The sequence below is a fragment of the Mycobacterium sp. 1245801.1 genome, from assembly GCF_001673055.1.
GTDB lineage: Bacteria > Actinomycetota > Actinomycetes > Mycobacteriales > Mycobacteriaceae > Mycobacterium > Mycobacterium europaeum_A.
Map to the genome: position 1 here is coordinate 1 of NZ_LZKY01000134.1, position 16,878 is coordinate 16,878.

14 protein-coding genes and 1 pseudogene are annotated in these 16,878 nt (G+C 67.9%); 8 read left to right on the forward strand and 7 right to left on the reverse strand.

Going from position 1 to position 16,878, the window contains the following annotated elements:
- From A5622_RS30060 to A5622_RS07995, 7 genes and pseudogenes are all read right to left on the reverse strand, one after another.
- Positions 1-632 (reverse strand): annotated as a pseudogene (locus A5622_RS30060) (hypothetical protein); the annotation flags it as partial.
- A 1,227-nt stretch (positions 633-1,859) separates the two neighbouring features.
- On the reverse strand, positions 1,860-2,300 hold the full coding sequence (locus tag A5622_RS27975) for a hypothetical protein (RefSeq protein ID WP_232002901.1): 441 nt from the start codon (positions 2,298-2,300) through the stop codon (positions 1,860-1,862).
- A gap of 262 nt (positions 2,301-2,562) precedes the next feature.
- Positions 2,563-3,000, reverse strand: a complete 438-nt coding sequence (locus A5622_RS29005; RefSeq protein ID WP_156752881.1) for a hypothetical protein — start codon at positions 2,998-3,000, stop codon at positions 2,563-2,565.
- Positions 3,001-3,111: 111 nt separating this feature from the next.
- Positions 3,112-3,441, reverse strand: coding sequence for a DUF2563 family protein (locus tag A5622_RS07980; RefSeq protein ID WP_066877760.1), 330 nt, complete (start codon positions 3,439-3,441; stop codon positions 3,112-3,114).
- 87 nt (positions 3,442-3,528) lie between these two features.
- Positions 3,529-5,508: an alpha/beta hydrolase gene (locus tag A5622_RS07985; RefSeq protein ID WP_066877762.1), complete on the reverse strand. Its 1,980-nt coding sequence runs from the start codon at positions 5,506-5,508 to the stop codon at positions 3,529-3,531.
- 25 nt (positions 5,509-5,533) lie between these two features.
- The gene (locus A5622_RS07990) at positions 5,534-6,040 is read right to left on the reverse strand and encodes a pullulanase (RefSeq protein ID WP_066877766.1); all 507 of its coding nucleotides are present in this window, start codon (positions 6,038-6,040) and stop codon (positions 5,534-5,536) included.
- 24 nt (positions 6,041-6,064) lie between these two features.
- Positions 6,065-7,507 (reverse strand): CCA tRNA nucleotidyltransferase, encoded by a 1,443-nt coding sequence (locus tag A5622_RS07995; protein WP_066877770.1) that lies wholly within the window; start codon positions 7,505-7,507, stop codon positions 6,065-6,067.
- 138 nt (positions 7,508-7,645) lie between these two features.
- On the opposite strand from A5622_RS07995, the gene A5622_RS08000 reads away from it, so the two are divergent.
- From A5622_RS08000 to A5622_RS29010, 8 genes are all read left to right on the forward strand, one after another.
- Positions 7,646-7,981 (forward strand): hypothetical protein, encoded by a 336-nt coding sequence (locus A5622_RS08000; protein WP_232002902.1) that lies wholly within the window; start codon positions 7,646-7,648, stop codon positions 7,979-7,981.
- A gap of 11 nt (positions 7,982-7,992) precedes the next feature.
- Positions 7,993-8,292 (forward strand): hypothetical protein, encoded by a 300-nt coding sequence (locus tag A5622_RS08005; RefSeq protein WP_066877772.1) that lies wholly within the window; start codon positions 7,993-7,995, stop codon positions 8,290-8,292.
- 86 nt (positions 8,293-8,378) lie between these two features.
- The gene (locus A5622_RS08010; RefSeq protein ID WP_066861891.1) at positions 8,379-9,113 is read left to right on the forward strand and encodes an NUDIX hydrolase; all 735 of its coding nucleotides are present in this window, start codon (positions 8,379-8,381) and stop codon (positions 9,111-9,113) included.
- A complete protein-coding gene (locus tag A5622_RS08015; protein WP_066877775.1) occupies positions 9,110-11,533 on the forward strand; it encodes a hypothetical protein in 2,424 nt (807 codons plus the stop codon). The genes A5622_RS08010 and A5622_RS08015 overlap by 4 nt, the downstream gene beginning before the upstream one ends.
- Positions 11,530-15,165 (forward strand): murein biosynthesis integral membrane protein MurJ, encoded by a 3,636-nt coding sequence (locus A5622_RS08020; protein WP_082994547.1) that lies wholly within the window; start codon positions 11,530-11,532, stop codon positions 15,163-15,165. The genes A5622_RS08015 and A5622_RS08020 overlap by 4 nt, the downstream gene beginning before the upstream one ends.
- Positions 15,166-15,244: 79 nt before the next feature.
- Positions 15,245-15,838 (forward strand): RNA polymerase sigma factor SigM, encoded by a 594-nt coding sequence (sigM, locus tag A5622_RS08025; RefSeq protein ID WP_066877777.1) that lies wholly within the window; start codon positions 15,245-15,247, stop codon positions 15,836-15,838.
- A gap of 67 nt (positions 15,839-15,905) precedes the next feature.
- Positions 15,906-16,676, forward strand: coding sequence for a hypothetical protein (locus A5622_RS08030; protein ID WP_066877779.1), 771 nt, complete (start codon positions 15,906-15,908; stop codon positions 16,674-16,676).
- 92 nt (positions 16,677-16,768) lie between these two features.
- The coding region (locus A5622_RS29010; RefSeq protein WP_156752882.1) for an FAD-dependent oxidoreductase at positions 16,769-16,878 on the forward strand (110 nt) is incomplete at its 3' end.

The following is a 16,878-nucleotide window of genomic DNA, read 5'->3' on the forward strand; positions in this document are numbered from 1 at the left end:
GTCGCGGGGGCGGCCGCGGTCGGCCGGCCCCGGGGCCGGGGGGGGGGGGGGGGGGGTACAGCATCACCCGCCGGCGCCGCCGCACCACCGCCCCCCGAACCACCCTGACCGCCAACAGCGCCTGGCCCAGCAGGTGCGGCAGGCCGTGGTCCGAGGTCATGTTCACTGATCGCGGTGGGCGGAGAAGGGTCCCCTACATCGAAGCCGTTGGCGCGCGCCCACGTTCGGGCGTCACCACCGAGGCCTTCAGCATCAAGAATTTTTTGTGCCGCAGCCATCATTTTGTCGACTGCGTCGCGACTTGCGTTCGCAGCGTCGGCGTTGCAGCGCGCCTGTACAGCTTGGATCTCGGCTAGTTGTTCCGGCGGCGGCTTTTTCGATGCGAGAATTTCGTTGATCTCTTTGTTGCCCGTATTCGCTATGTCCGTCAATCTGCTCCGCAGATAATCGTTCGCGTCTGCAGCCGAATTGAACGCCGAAGCCTTTGTTTGATACTTCTCAGCGAGATCGAGGTGGAACTTCTCGCCCTTCTGAAACCGGTCGACAAGGTCGTCTGCCGTGTGCCCTTGGTTGTGTGCCGCAAACGCCGTCCACTGAGTGCGAAGCATCTGCGAATAAAGCTGCTGCTCCACACATGCTTCGTTCCAATGCTGGGCGCCAGCGCGCAAAGCTGTCGACGGCCCTGGCCACCATACGCCGATCAGCGCCGCTGTCCATGTACCGGGCGGAAGATCAACCCCCACTGCATACCTTCATCATTGCAGCGCTTTTCGGGGCGGCATGATAGCTCGCGTCCCTAGCGAACGTATTGCTACCCAACGCGGTAAGCGTTTCGTGTGCCACCGCTGATGCTCGTGCGGCATTGCGGGGCTCAGTCTCCAGTGACGCATTCTTTTCGGCATTGTCACGCATGATGGCGCCGGCACTTGTCGTCGCGGTGCGGGTTGATGCCCGAGCACGCCTACCCTTATCGCCGTTCACCGCACGCGCGACAAGCTTGCACTGCCCTGCGGCCGCTGAGGCCTCAGTGGGCGGGTGAGTGGGCGCTGTAACCGCCTTGGTTCGTCCCTGCGCAGGCGGCCGCATCAGTGCCATAACGAAGGCAGCGAGGGCTACTCCCCGGGTGGGGGCTACGGCGATCACTGACTGTGCGCGCGAACGCGAGGCTGGCCGCGCAACATACGGCGGCGGCCAAGTTCCCACACGCGGCTGAAAAGATGGCCATTCGCCAAAGACGGAACGACAGTCTTCCACCGTCGGCTCCTCCTCACGTTCCGCATGCGCGTGTATCAGCCTCGAAAAATATTCCAGTGCCTCGCCCGTCCTCCAATCATGGATCAGACGACATCAATAGTGGAGCAGGCAACCGTGCGGCGATCAATTCACCGCGTACCGGGCTCACCCGTCGAACAAGACCTTGACCGAACTGGCTGGTCGACGCGCGTCGATCGCACGTCGGGGTGGCAGCCCTCATCCATCTCTGTGGCATTCTCACTGCTTGCAGCGCGGCTCACAAGTACAAAACTCGATTCCTAAAGTTGGTCACTTGCGAGCCGCTCGCGCGACACAACGGTTTCTGCCTGCTGGATCAAGCTTCGTTGGGCGACTCGGCGAACTCTGAAACAGCTCGGGCCAAATAGTGGGTCTAAGGTAGTCAATGGCTTTGCTTTCACCTCGTTGGGCAATGCCAAGCAACTGTTCGATGGGCGTAACGACGCTGCAGGTTTTCACCTGCCATGCATTTCGGCACAGCGCCACGGCTCACCAACCAGCTCGCACCATCAGGCTCACTCCCGGAGGCTGGTAGTTTTCCGACGTCCTTCTTCACCGCAACCGTCTCAAAGTCCGGGCACGCCCTGTTAGCCGCCGCTACATACCTTTTTCATCGCGGCATCTTTGGCATTGACATCATCGACTTCCGCCCGAAAGTCGGGATCGTCACGCTGCAACGTGCTCCCGATTGCGATGGCTTTGGTGTATGCGGCCGCCAGAGTCAGGGCGGCAGTACGATCACCTGGTGAGATCGCTGGATTCGCGTTTATTGCCTGTTCCAGCATTAGCGCCCCATTTACACTTGCAACGCCAGCCAATGCGCGATTGTCGCCGTTTGTGTCGATTTGCACTTCCCGTGCGACCAGCTTGTATGCCTCGCACAATTTCTGATGTGCGGCCGCAATCTGGTCCGCGGTAAACGAAGGTGTCGTCGACGTGGTCGAGGAGGCCGCTGATTGATTGCTCGTCGGTCGGGTCAGCGCGACTACCAGAGCAGCGACGCCAAGCAGCACGCCAATCGCGGCCAATGCGATCGCCGGCCACGTCCGTGGACGTGTTGGCGGCTGAAAGGGAAGCGCAGGCGCCCATTGCGTTGGGCCTGGCGGAGGGCCGGTGGTCGGCCCCTCCCCCGGAGCCGGAGGCAGATCCCCCACCATGCGTCCTCCTTTTAGTCCAATCGCTTCCGACTTGCTCTCGGAAACTTCGCTTCAATAGTTGACCAGCTAACGGGGCAGCGAGCAATCACCACGGCCGTGCGGACGGGAAGTCACCCAAGACCGCATACCTTTTTCATTGCGGTGTCCTTGCATTCACATCGTCCACCTGCGCGCGGAAAGCGGGATCGTCACGCTGCAGCGCGCTTCCCATAGCCGTGGCCTTGGTGTATGCCGCTGCCAAGGTAAGTGCGGCACTTCGGTCGCTCGGAGTCAGCGCGGGAGCGGCGCTTACCGCCTGCTCCAGCAGGACTGACGCATTAGTACTGACGGTGTCCGCCAGTGCTCTGTTGTCGGTATTGGTGTCGATGTCGACCGAACGCGCAGCGAGCTTGTATGCGTTGCACAACTTCTGATGCGCCGCAGACACTTCGGCGGCGCTATAGGTAGTGGCCGACGTAGTTGTTGCGCTCGAACCCGATGACCGCGACGTCGCCGCAACCAACGCAACAACGGCCACGACCGTCGAGACCAGAGCCAAAACCATCGCACCGATCGCGATCGCCGGCCACATGCGTGAGCGCCGCGTCTGCGGCGCGGAATGACCCTGCGCCCACTGCCCTACCGGCGGACCATGCGGCGCTACACCCGGATGTGAGGGCGGCTCCTCCGTCACGCCCGTTCCTCAGACGTTTTGTGTTGAGGGGCCAGCGCTCGGGCGGAGAGCCTTCATGTCGGCGGCGTTGGCCTTGTCCATGTTGGTGAACCCGTTGGCCGCGTGGTGCGCCTTCGTGCCGACACCCGTGAGCGTCTCACTGTGACCCTGCAGGGTTTTCACGTGCTGGCCGTGTGCGGCCGAGACTGCACTGTGAAACGCGTCGGCCGCGGCGAAGTCACCGAACATTCCTGCTTCGACGGTTCCGCCCGCCAATTGATCCGCGCCGTCTTGAGCGTGCCCGCCGGCGCGGTGCGACTGATTGCCTCCCGAGTGCAAAAGATCCGTATCGACGAACATCGGCACTCCTTCCGGGTCATAACACCTGTGAGCAGGCTAAATGCCGATTCCCAAGTGGTCAATTCACCGCCTCCGACACCGCGACCGCTAGAACGCGTGGCCATTGGTGACCGAGCGCGCCGGCCGATCCCATTCCGGGTCGACGGTGAGCGGTAGCTGGACGCCGATATGCGGTAACGACACCGTGCCCAACGGCGTGTGCACCTGGAGAGGAACGGCTATCCGCGCCGAGGCCCGCTCGGACGCGAGCATGCCTTCCCCGGCCAAACCATCGCCGTGCCCGGTGACGATCGCGGTGATGTTGTGTAGCGACTCGCTGCCCACGTCGTAGTAGTGCGAGTGGTCGGTGAACCACGGCATGACGCTGTGTGAGCCCGCGACTTCGGCACGAAACCGCACCGCCCCGAAACCCGCATGCGCCGGGTCGCCGCCCAGCCCGGCCACCGGCCCCACCGGGCCGCCGAGCGTCTCGTTGAGTCCGCTCGGAAGACCACTGCCCGTCTCACCGATCCAGCTGATCGCATCGGTCGACGCCGCCCCCACATACAACCTGCCGCCATTGAGACGAAAATCCGCGGCACCGTGCGCCAAATCGGTTCCCGGGCAACCGGTTAACACGGCGTCGTTGGCGCGCATGCCGCTGTGGGCGAACGCGTCGGCCACGGTCGTGGAGCCGTAGGAATGTCCGAGGACGGTGACGTGTGCTGGAGTCGGTCCGTCATGTGTCGCTGCGAGGCCGTTGACATCGGCGGCCAGCAGCCCACCCGCTTGCCTCGCCCGCCACGGTGTGCCGACCTGTTCCAATTCGGCGGGGTCGGTGATGGCCTGTTGCCAATGCGGCTGGCCGAATTCGGGTGCGTCATAACCCATCCAGGCCAGCACCGCGGTGGATCGCTGGGGGTCGGCTCGGGCAGCCTGTTCGTAGAGATTGATGGCGTCGTCGGTGCCGTCCGACATCCACCCTCCCCGCACGCTGCTGTTGGTGCCGGGGACCACGACGGCCGTATTGCGGGATTTGTCCGGGTTGCCGATCGCGATCGCGGCCCTGCCCTTGCCGCTGAACGCCAGCGGGTCATACGCCCACAGCATGATCGGCAGACCGCGGGGGGCATCGGAGCTTTTGTCGCGCTCGAGGAACTCATTGGTCTTGACCGCGTTCTGGTAGCGGGTGACGTCGGTGACGCGCAGCCCGTAGTCCTCGGGCCTGGTGAACATATCGGCGTCCCGGTTGCGCAGCGCGCTGTCGCGCAACGTCTTTGGGTCCAGTCCGCTCCGGCGGGCGGCGTCTTCCACCCTGCGCATATCTTCGTTCATCGCGGCCTGGTTCACCGCATCACGCACCTCCGCCGGAATCCCGTTGAGGTTGCCCAACTCGTGCGTGCCTTGATCGACAAGTAGCTCCTTTTGATTCGCGCTCAGCGCATCCCACCACCGCTTGACGCATTCCGGACTGCTGTCCGGCGGCGGAATGGCCAGCTCGTCGACGCCCTGAATTTCCGCCGGGTCTACACCGTCTGTCCGCAAGCTCCCTAGCGCGGCCCTCAGCACCTCCGAGTACCCGTCGCGAATCCGACGCAGCTGCATTACGATCGCCGCAACCTCGCTGACGGCGTCGGTGCGCAGATCGTCGGCACCACAGGTATCGCCGTCCGCCAACGCATCGCACATCTCGTCGTCGATGTCTTCGAGGTCGTATTCCAGCGCGTCCAGGTATCTCGTGCAGGCCCGCTGGGCTTCGGCCAGCGCCGCGGCGACGTTCTCCAAATCGACGGCGATCCGCGGCAATTGCCCGGCCTGCAGGCCCAGCGACCGGGTCACCCGCTGCACCTCGGCGGCATCGTTGATCGAATGATCCGCGTTTTGGTGATCCCAGGCCGCCTCGAACCGGCGCCGGGCAGCCTCGAAGGCGGCGGCCGCCTCCGCCGTGCTCACTCCGGCGTCGCGAAAAGCTCGCGCCAGGTATGAAATCTGCGCGGGGCGACCGGCGTGCATGCTGGCGTTGGTCGACCATGGGTCACCGCCGGCTTGGGCGACGAGGGACGCAATGCTCAAGTGCCGCAGTAACATCGGCGTCGCTAAGTCGGCACCAGCCTCAGAGCGAGTTGGCGCCGTCGGCCAGACCGTCGCCGTCCGAATCGGTCAGCCGCACATTCCATTTGCCATCGCCGTCGGTGTCGACGTAACCGGTCACGCCGCTGTCGTCAGAGCGCAGCACCCGGTCGGCCAGCCCGTCACCATCGGTGTCGACGAGGCGGGCATCGGCGCGGCCCTGGCCGTCGAAATCGACCAGCGGGCCGCCGGTGTGTTCGACGCCGTCGAGGCCGAACCAGCGCAGCTGGCCCCCGCGGTCCATCGCCACCGCCCACGTCCCGGAGCCGTCGTCGGTGAAGTAGGCCTCGGGGGTGCCGTCGTTGTCGAGATCCAACACCGCGTGATCGACGATGCCGTCGCCGTCGAGATCGGCGAGTGCGTCGTCGCGTAATCCGTCGTGGTCGAAATCAAGCCCGATCGATTCGAAACGACCGTCGTGATCCAGGTCGAGGTCGGGTTGCCCGTGCCAGAAGGCGGCGCCGTTATCGCCAGCGAGACAGTAGTCCATGCGTATTCCGACGCGTGGCTGCCGCTACTCGTTCCCCCGAGAGTTCCACCACGCCAACAACTCTGCGGTCGCCTCCTCGTTGTCCAACGGTCCGCGCTCGAGTCGGAGTTCCTTCAGAAACCGCCAGGCCTCGCCGACCTGAGGACCGGCCGGGATGCCGAGCAGCTCCATGATCTGGTTGCCGTCCAAATCGGGACGCACCCGCGCCAGATCCTCCTGAGCGGCCAGCTCGGCGATCCGCGTCTCGAGCCGGTCATAGCTGGCCTGCAACCGCGCGGCCCGACGCTTGTTGCGCGTCGTGCAGTCGGCTCGCACCAATTTGTGCAACCGCGGCAGCAGCGGACCGGCATCGGTGACGTAGCGGCGCACCGCGGAATCGGTCCACTTGCCGTCGCCGTAGCCGTGGAACCGCAGATGCAGATACACCAGCTGCGAGATGTCCTCGACCATCTGCTTGGAATACTTCAACGCCCGCAACCGTTTTCGGACCATCTTGGCGCCGACGACCTCGTGATGGTGAAAGCTCACGCCGCCGTTGGGCTCGTGGCGCCGAGTGGCGGGCTTGCCGATATCGTGCAGCAGCGCCGCCCACCGCAGCACTAGGTCCGGGCCGTCATCTTCCAGGGCGATCGCCTGACGCAGCACCGTCAGCGAGTGTTGGTAGACGTCCTTGTGTTGGTGGTGTTCGTCGATGGCCATCTGCATGCCGCCCACCTCGGGCAGCACCACCTCACCCATGCCGGTTTGCACCATCAGGTCGACACCGGCCGTCGGGTCCGCGCCGAGCACCAGCTTGTCCAGCTCGGCGGCCACCCGTTCGGCGCTGATCCGAGACAACTGCGGGGCCATCTGTTCGATCGCCTCGCGGACCCGCGGCGCAACGCCGAAGCCGAGCTGCGAGACGAACCGCGCCGCGCGCAGCATCCGCAACGGGTCGTCGCCGAAGGACACCTCCGGCGCGGCGGGGGTATCCAGCACGCGATCGCGCAGCGCCGCCAAACCCCCCAGCGGATCCAGGAATTCGCCGGGCCCGTCCGGCGTGATGCGGACGGCCATCGCGTTGGCCGTGAAGTCGCGGCGCACCAGATCGTCTTCGAGGCGATCGCCGAAGCGCACCTCGGGATTCCGGGACACCTGATCGTAGGTGTCCGCGCGAAACGTGGTGATCTCCAGCCGGTGCTCGCCCTTGCCGACGCCGACGGTGCCGAACTCGATCCCCGTGTCCCACAGGTTGTCGGCCCACCGGCGCAGGATCTGCTGCACCTGCTCGGGACGGGCGTCGGCGGCGAAATCCAGGTCGGGGCTCAACCTGCCCAGCAAGGCATCCCGCACCGAACCTCCGACGAGATAGAGCTCGTGGCCCGCGGCGTCGAACGCGGAGCCGAGCTCGGCCAGCATGGGCGCGTGCCGATTCAGGGCGACCGCTGCGGCGGTCAGCAGGTCGGCATCCTGGGCGGCGTCTGGCACGTTCGATCAGCCTAGTCGGGTGGGGACGAAAAGCCCGTGTGAGGAGCCTCGCACGTCACCAAAGGTGAATTGACCGGGCGCTGAGCGTCAGTAACCTCGCGCGAGAATCGGTCGCTCCTTCCAGTCAGGAATCACGCCATGCCGTCGTCTGTCCGATCGAAGTCTCTCGATGCACGCGCCTGGCGCACGGCGACGCTGTCGGCGCCCTTCGTCATCCAAGGCCTCTTGGCGTTATTGATCGTCAACGCATGGTTACTGGGCAAGTGGCCATTCGGCACGCACAGCGCCTCCGCGGGCGAGCGCCCCTGGCTGAGCGCCGCGCTGTTGGTAACGACGGTCGAGGGCTTGTTGATCAGCGCCGTGCTTCGCACCGCGCAATCGTCACGCCGCCGTGGCCTTTCGCTCAGCGTCGCGAGCTGTTCCGCTGTCCTCCTCATCGGTGGAGCTGTGTTTGCCTACGAGGTTCTGCGCTGAAAGGTCCTGTGATGGCCGATGAATCGCTAATTCCGGCATCGAAATCACGCTATGGCCCAGTCAGTTTCGGGGTAGCGGTGCTACATGTTTTCGTCGTCGAGTTCACCACTTGGCTCTTCATGCCTTACTCGATCGTTTTTGTGCTTCCCGTTGTCCTGATCTACATGGCAATCGCAGCTCTGGTTATGCAGGCCCCAGGAACGATGGGCCAGATCGGGCGCGGAATGCTGTTCGGCAGTCTGTCCGGACCACTCTCACTGCTTGTCTTCGGCGCGGTATGGGCGATCGCGCACGCGATAGGCCCGCTCTGACGAGACACATTCCGCCGTGAGCTCGCGCGCTCACCGCGCGGCGAGTATCTCCGGGAGAATATGCCGTGCCAGCTACTATCGCTTGGGTGTCGGACGGCGAACAAGGCAAACCACGTCGGCGCCGGGGGCGGCGCCGGGGCCGTGGTGCCGCGAATTCGTCCGAGAATCAAACCACCGGTCAAGCGACCGGCGACTCGACGGCCACCAAGTCGCGCCGCTCAAGGGCGTCTCGCCGCGGACCGGACCAGCTGCGCACCGTCCACGAAACCTCCGCCGGGGGTTTGGTCATCGACGGTCTCGACGGCCCGCGGGAATCACAGGTCGCCGCCCTGATCGGGCGCATCGACCGGCGCGGACGAATGCTGTGGTCGCTGCCCAAGGGGCACATCGAACAAGGTGAGACCGCCGAGCAGACCGCAATCAGAGAGGTCGCCGAAGAGACCGGCATCCGGGGCAGTGTGCTGGCCGCGCTGGGCCGCATCGACTACTGGTTCGTCACCGACGGCCGCCGCGTGCACAAGACCGTGCACCACTACTTAATGCGCTTCTCCGGCGGCGAGCTGTCCGACGAGGATCTCGAAGTCGCCGAGGTCGCCTGGGTGCCCATGGGTGAACTGCCGTCCCGGCTCGCCTACGCCGACGAACGCCGCCTGGCCAAGGTGGCCGACGAGCTGATCGACAAGTTGCGAAGCGACGGCCCGGCCTCGCTTCCACCGCTGCCGCCCAGCGCGCCGCGGCGCCGCCCGCAGACACATTCGCGGACCCGGCATGCGGACCACCCGGCCGCCGGCCGGAAGAACGGCCACGGACCGGGGCCGTGACCGCTCTACATCTGCGTTGGGCCGGCCTGGCGCGCGTCGCCGCCGTGCTCGCCATCGTGGCCGGACTCGCGGCGCTCACCGGCCCGGTGATGCCGCGCGCGGCGGCGGGCGAGCCCGGGGTGACGCCGTTCGTCCGCGTCCGCATCGATCAAGTCACCCCGGACGTGGTCACCACGACCAGTCCACCCGTCGTGACCGTCAGCGGCATGGTGACCAACATCGGCGACCGACCGGTCCGCGACGTCATGGTCCGGCTCGAGCACGCCGGCGCCGTCACCGCCTCCGCGGGCCTGCGCACCACCCTCGACGGCGACACCGACGGCTACCAGGCCGCCGCCGACTTCCTCACCGTGGCGCCCGAACTGCAGCGCGGGCAAGAAGTCGGCTTCACCCTGTCGGCCCCGCTGCGGGCGCTGAGCAAGCCGTCGCTGGGCGTGGAAAAGCCCGGCATCTACCCGATCCTGGTCAACGTCAACGGCACACCCGACTACGGCGCACCCGCGCGGCTGGACAACGCGCGCTTCCTGCTTCCCGTGGTCGGGGTGCCACCCGATCGCGCCGACGACATCGGCTCGGCCGTCGCGCCCGACACCTCCAAACCCGTCGCGATGACCATGCTGTGGCCGCTGGCCGACCGGCCCAGGCTGGCCCCCGGCGTGCCGGGCGGAACCATCCCGGTGCGGTTGGTCGACGACGACCTGGCCACCTCGTTGGCCAGCGGCGGCCGGCTCGACATCCTGCTGGCCTCCGCCGAAGTCGCCACCAGTCACGACGTCGACCCCGACGGCGCCGTCGGCCGCGCGTTGTGCCTGGCGATCGACCCGGACCTGCTGGTCACCGTCAACGCGATGACCGCCGGCTACGTCGTATCCAACTCCCCCGACGGACCCGGTCAGCTGCCCGGCACCCCGACCCATCCCGGCGCCGGGCAGGCCACCGCGACCGAATGGCTGAACCGCCTGCGCGCGCTGGCGCACCGGACCTGCGTGGCTCCGCTCCCCTACGCGCAGGCCGATCTGGACGCCGTGCAGCGCATCAACGATCCCGGCCTCAGCGCCATCGCCACCACGAGCGCCAACGGCATCATCGACAAAATCCTGGACGTCGCCTCCACCCGCGGCGCCACGCTGGTACCCGACGGCCCCCTGACCGACCGTGCGGTCAAGCTGCTCAGCGGCAACGACACCACCGTCGCGATCGCCGCCGCCGACCTGTCGGCCACCGAGGCACAGGACTCCGCCGCGACGGGCGTCGACACAGCGCCGCGGCGGTTGACCCCGCAGGTCGCGGTCGCGCCGTTCGACCCCGCAGTCGGCGCCGCCCTGGCCGGCGCCGGCACCTCCCCCGAGGCGCCGACATACCTGGACTCGTCACTGACCGTCCGGCTCGGCCACGATTCGGTGACCGCACGCCGCCAGGACGCCTTGGGCTCGATCTTCTGGCACGCCCTCCGGCGTGACGACCCGCGCACCCAGATCCTGGTGCCGCCGACGACGTGGAACCTGCAGGCCGACGACGCCCAGGTCATCTTGACCGCCCTGACCACCACCATCCGGTCCGGCCTGGCGGTGCCGCGCCCGCTGCCGGCGGTGATCGCCGAGGCGAACCAGGCGGCCCAGTCGCGCGACCAATCCACGCAACAGGCCGGCACCGACAACTCTCCCCGCGGCCAGTTCGGCGACGACGTCACCGCCGGCATCGCCAGCCAGGTCGGCCGGTTGTGGGGACTGACGTCTTCGCTGATGACAGACGACCGCACCGGGCTGACCGGCGTCCAGTACACCGCGCCGCTGCGCGAGGACATGCTGCGCGCGCTGAGCCAGTCCGAACCGCCCGACACCCGAAACGGATTGGCTCAGCAACGCCTGGCGGTGGTCGGCAAGACCATCAACGATTTGTTCGGCGCGGTGACGATCGTCAACCCCGGCGGCTCCTACACCCTGGCCACCGAGCACAGCCCGCTGCCGCTGGCGCTGCACAACGGCCTGGCCGTTCCGATCCGCGTGCGGCTGCACGTCGACGCGCCGCCGGGCATGAACGTCACCGACATCGGTCAAATCGAACTGCCCCCCGGTTACCTCCCGCTGCGCATTCCCGTCGAAGTGAACTTCACCCAACGCGTCGCCGTCGACGCGACCCTGCGGACCCCGGACGGTCTGCGGCTGGGCGAGCCGGTCCGGTTGTCGGTGCATTCCAACGCCTACGGCAAGGTCCTGTTCGCCATCACGCTGTCCGCGGCGGCGGTGCTGGTTCTGCTGGCCGGCCGGCGGCTGTGGCACCGCTTCCGTGGCCAACCCGACCGCGCCGACCTGGACCGCCCCGATCCACCCGACGCCCGGCACGCCGCCGCAGGCGAGGCGCGCGACGACCCCGACCACGGGGTGGATCAGGAGCACGTCGAAGAAGAGCACCGAGTATGACCCCCGCCTACCGGCAGGCGCAGCCCCAACACCGCCTGCCCGAGCCGGCCCGGCCTTCCCGGGTGTCGGGCTCACCGCCGACCGGCCCGCTGCCGCCAGTCGCCGCCGAGATCGACCGGCGCCGGCCCGAGCTGTCGGACTCCGCGCTGGTCTCGCGGTCGTGGGCGATGGCGTTCGCCACGTTGATCAGCCGGCTCACCGGCTTCGCCCGCGTGGTGCTGCTGGCCGCGATCCTGGGTGCCGCGCTGTCCAGCGCATTCTCGGTGGCCAATCAGCTGCCCAACCTGGTGGCCGCCCTCGTGCTGGAGGCGACCTTCACCGCGATCTTCGTGCCGGTGCTGGCGCGCGCCGAGCAGAGCGACCCCGACGGCGGCGCGGCCTTCGTGCGGCGCCTGGTCACGCTGACGACGGCGCTGCTGATCGTCGCCACCGCACTGTCGGTGGTGGCCGCCCCGCTGCTGGTGCGGCTGATGCTGGGCCGCGCGCCGCAGGTCAACGAACCGCTGACCATCGCGTTCGCCTACCTGCTACTGCCCCAGGTCCTCGCCTACGGCCTGACCTCCGTGTTCATGGCGATCCTGAACACCCGCAACGTGTTCGGTCCCACGGCGTGGGCACCGGTCGTCAACAACGTCGTCGCGCTGATCATCCTGGCGATCTACGTGCTGGTTCCCGGTGAACTGTCCGTCGACCCCGTCCGCATGGGCAACGCCAAGCTGCTGGTGCTCGCCGTGGGCACCACCCTGGGCGTGTTCGCCCAAACCGGGCTGCTGCTGGTGGCACTGCGCCGCCAGCGTGTCGACCTGCGCCCGCTGTGGGGAATCGACCAGCGCCTCAAGCGCTTCGGCACCATGGCCGCCGCGATGGTGCTCTACGTGCTGATCAGCCAGCTCGGCCTGGTCGTGGGCAACCAGATCGCCAGCACCGCGGCGGCGTCGGGTCCCGCGATCTACAACTACACCTGGCTGGTGCTGATGCTGCCGTTCGGCATGATCGGCGTGACGGTGCTGACCGTGGTGATGCCGCGGCTGAGCCGCAACGCCGCCGCCGACGACACCAAGGCCGTGCTCGGCGACCTGTCCCTGGCCACCCGGCTGACGCTGATCACGCTGATCCCAATCGTGGCGTTCATGACCGTCGGCGGTCCCGCAATGGGCAGCGCCCTGTTCGCCTACGGCCACTTCGGGGACGTCGACGCCGGCTACCTGGGTGCCGCGATCACCCTCTCGGCCTTCACGCTGATCCCGTACGGGCTGGTGCTACTGCAGCTGCGGGTCTTCTACGCCCGCGAACAGCCGTGGACGCCGATCGTCATCATCCTCGTCATCACGGCCGTCAAGATCCTGGGCTCGGTGCTGGCGCCGCACGTCACCCACGACCCCAAGCTGGTGGCCGGTTTTCTGGGGCTGGCCAACGGCGTCGGCTTTCTGGCCGGCGCGGTTATCGGCTACGTGCTGCTGCGCCGCGCCCTGCTACCCGCCGGGGGCCACCTGATCGGTGCCGGCGAAGTCCGCACGATCCTGGTGACGCTCACCGCGTCCATGCTGGCCGGATTGATCGCCCACGTGGTCGACCGGCTGCTCGGACTGGATCAGCTCACCGCCCACGGCGGTGCCGGTTCCCTGCTTCGCCTGTTCGTGCTGGGGCTCATCATGCTGCCGATCACCGCCGCAGTCATGCTGCGCGCGCAGGTGCCCGAGGCGCGGGCAGCGCTGGATGCCCTGCGGTACCGCATCACCGGCCGCGGACCACGCCCGCGCAATCCCAGTGCGAAGGATCGATCGTCTCACCGGCGCCCCGTCACGTACCCTGAGCAGAGGAATTCATCCCCGCCTGGGGTAAATGCGGTCCAGGAGCCGATCCGGCGCAGGCCTCCGGAGCGGGCGAACCGAGCCCGGCAAGCGAAAGGACCGGAGGTGACCGACCGCCCGATGGAAAGCGCAGCCCCCAGCGCTGGATCTGGCGCGAGTTCCGGCACGCCACGGCCGCTCGCCGACGACTTCCAGCCGGACATCCCGGCCGAGGAGCCGCCCCGGTCCGCCCCGCGCCCCGCCGAACACGCCAACGGCGATATCCGCGGCGACGCCCGACGCGCACCGACGCCGTTCGAACCGCCGCGCGAGCGTTCGGCGGACACCGCGGGAGACGACGTGCACTTGGTCCCCGGTGCCCGGATCGCCGGCGGGCGGTATCGGCTGCTGGTGTTCCACGGCGGCGCCCCGCCGCTGCAATTCTGGCAGGCGCTGGATACCGCCCTGGATCGGCAAGTGGCGCTGACGTTCGTCGACCCGGACGGCGCCCTGCCCGACGAGGTCCTCCAGGAGATCCTGTCGCGCACCCTACGGCTCAGCCGCATCGACAAACCCGGCATCGCCCGGGTTCTCGACGTGGTGCACACCGGCTCGGGCGGCCTGGTGGTCTCCGAGTGGATTCGGGGCGGTTCGCTGCAGGAGGTGGCCGACACCGCGCCCTCACCGGTGGGCGCCGTCCGAGCCATGCAGTCGCTGGCCGCCGCCGCCGACGCGGCACACCGCGCCGGTGTCGCGCTGTCGATCGACCACCCCAGCCGGGTGCGAGTCAGCATCGAAGGCGACGTCGTGCTGGCCTACCCCGCGACCATGCCCGAGGCCAACCCGCAGGACGACATCCGCGGCATCGGCGCGGCGCTCTACGCCCTGCTGGTCAATCGGTGGCCGCTGCTGGAAAGCGGGGTGCGCAGCGGACTCGCGGCGGCCGAACGCGACCCGGCCGGCAACCCCGTCGAGCCCATGTCCGTCGACCGCGACATCCCCTTCCAGATCTCCGCCGTCGCCGTCCGAGCGGTCCAAGAGGACGGCGGAATACGTAGCGCCTCAACGCTTTTGAACCTGCTCCAGCAGGCCACCGCGGTCGCCGACCGCACCGAGGTGCTCGGCCCGATCGACGATTCGCCCTCGCCGTCGGCGGCCCTGATCTCACCCGGCCAGGAGCAGGCGACCCTTGCGCGGCGGCGGCGCAACGTGCTCATCGGGGTCGGCGCCGGCCTCGCCGTCATCGTGGTGGCCCTACTGGTGCTGGCGTCGATCGTGAGCAAGATCTTCGGCAATGTCGGTGGCGGCCTCAACAAGGATGAGCTGGGCCTCAACGGCCCCTCGTCGTCGTCCGCGTCGGCATCGTCGAGTGCCCCGCCCGCCGCCGCGGGCAGCGTCGTCAAACCGACCAAAGCGACGGTCTTCTCCCCCGACGGTGACGCCGACAACGCCGGGACGGCCGGGCAGGCCATCGACGGTGATCCCTCGACGGCCTGGGCGACCGAGGTCTACACCGACGCCGTTCCGTTCCCCAGCTTCAAGCAGGGCGAAGGGCTGATCCTGCAGCTGCCCAGCCCCACCGTGGTCGGCCAGGTCACTATCGACACGCCCAGCAACGGGACCAAGGTGGAGATCCGCGCCGCGTCCTCGTCGTCGCCGTCCAGCCTCAACGACACGACCGTGTTGGCCCCGGCCTTCACGCTCAAGCCCGGCCACAACGTGATCCCGGTCCGGGCCGGCTCGCCGACATCGAATGTGCTGGTGTGGATCTCGACGCTGGGATCCACCAGCGGCAAGAGCCAGGCCGGATTTTCGGAGATCACGGTCCAGGCCGCGTCCTAATCCGCGGCGCTTGTCGGCCACTCACATCGACCCTTCCGAGTGAAGTGCCGCGCCATACGCAATTGGTTACTGTCCGGCCGTGGGCTTCGGAAGAAACGCCAAGCGTGAGCGCAGTGACGCCGAGCTGCTGGCAGCCCATGTGGCCGGCGACCGTTACGCATTCGGCGAGTTGTTCGGGCGTCATCAGCGGCACCTGCACCGGCTCGCCCGGCTGACGACTCGCACCCCGGAAGACGCGGAGGACGCGCTGCAGGACGCCATGCTCTCGGCACACCGCGGCGCCGGCGCGTTCCGGCACGACGCCGCCGTCGGCAGCTGGCTGCACCGCATCGTCGTCAACGCGTGTCTGGACCGGCTGCGCCGCACCAAAGCGCATCCGACCGTCCCGCTCGAAGACATCTATCCGGTCGCCGATCGCACGGCTCAGGTCGAGACCACGATGGCCGTGCAGCGCGCGCTGATGCGGCTTCCCGTCGAGCAACGGGCCGCGGTGGTGGCCGTCGACATGCAGGGCTATTCGGTCGCCGACACCGCCCGGCTGCTCGGCGTCGCCGAAGGCACGGTCAAGAGCCGCTGTGCGCGCGGACGGGTGCGGCTCGCCGAACTGCTGGGCTACCTCAACGCCGGCGCACACGCCCTGCCGGACACCGCCACCGGCCAGGGGCTGAACTAGCCGACCGAAGACCGCCGCAGCGGGCCACGCGTGGCCATCGCTGCGTGCATGACGGACACTGGGTCCGATGGATGTGGCGAACGACGATGCGGCGGATCACCGCAATGCGGGATCGGACCCACCGCTGACCGTCGAACTCCTCGCCGACCTACAAGCCGGAATCCTCGACGACGCGGCCGCCGCCCGCGTCCGCCGGCAAATCCGCGCCGATCCGCACGCCGCCGGCGTGCTGGATGCCTTGAACCGGGTCCGCCGCGACGTCGCCGCCGTCGGCGCCGACCCCGATTCGGCGCCGGACCCTCCCCCTGAGGTGGTCGGCCGGGTTTCCGCGACGTTGCACTCGGCGGGTCCCGGGTCCGGGGAATCGGCCGCGCCCCCCGCGCACACCGCCCGCCCACGCATCCGCCCTGGCCGCACCACCGCCGCAGCTGCCGGCCTGTGCGCGGTACTCGCCGCGATCGGCTTCGGCACCATCGCGCTCCTACACGCACCCGAACCCGCACCGGACACCCCCGGCGACATCCAGCACATCACGCTGTCGACCCGGCCGATGGAGATCCCGCTTTCGCAAAGCGACATCCTCGGCCTGCTCGACCGCAGCCCCGATTACGGCGCCCTCGGCGACCCGGCGCGGCGCGCCTCTTGCCTCACCGGCCTCGGCTATCCGGCATCCACGCAGGTCCTGGGTGCGCGACCGGTCCAGATCAACGCCCGCCCGGGCATCATTCTGGTGATCCCCGGTGACAGCCCCCACGTTCTGGCGGTGTTTGCGGTCTCCCCGAACTGCAGCGCGGCCGATACCGGGCTACTGGCCAACACCCAGGTCCCCCGGCCCTAGTGTGGTGCCATGGGTGGTGCGACACACCCGGGAACAGCCGTGCTTACGCTGGCGTTTACACAGTTCCAGAGACGATCGCTTGAAAGGTGTTCATGACCGCCGACGCTGTGCATGACGTGATCATCATTGGTTCGGGTCCTGCTGGGTATACCGCGGCGTTGTATGCGGCGCGGGCGCAGTTGGCGCCGGTGGTGTTTGAGGG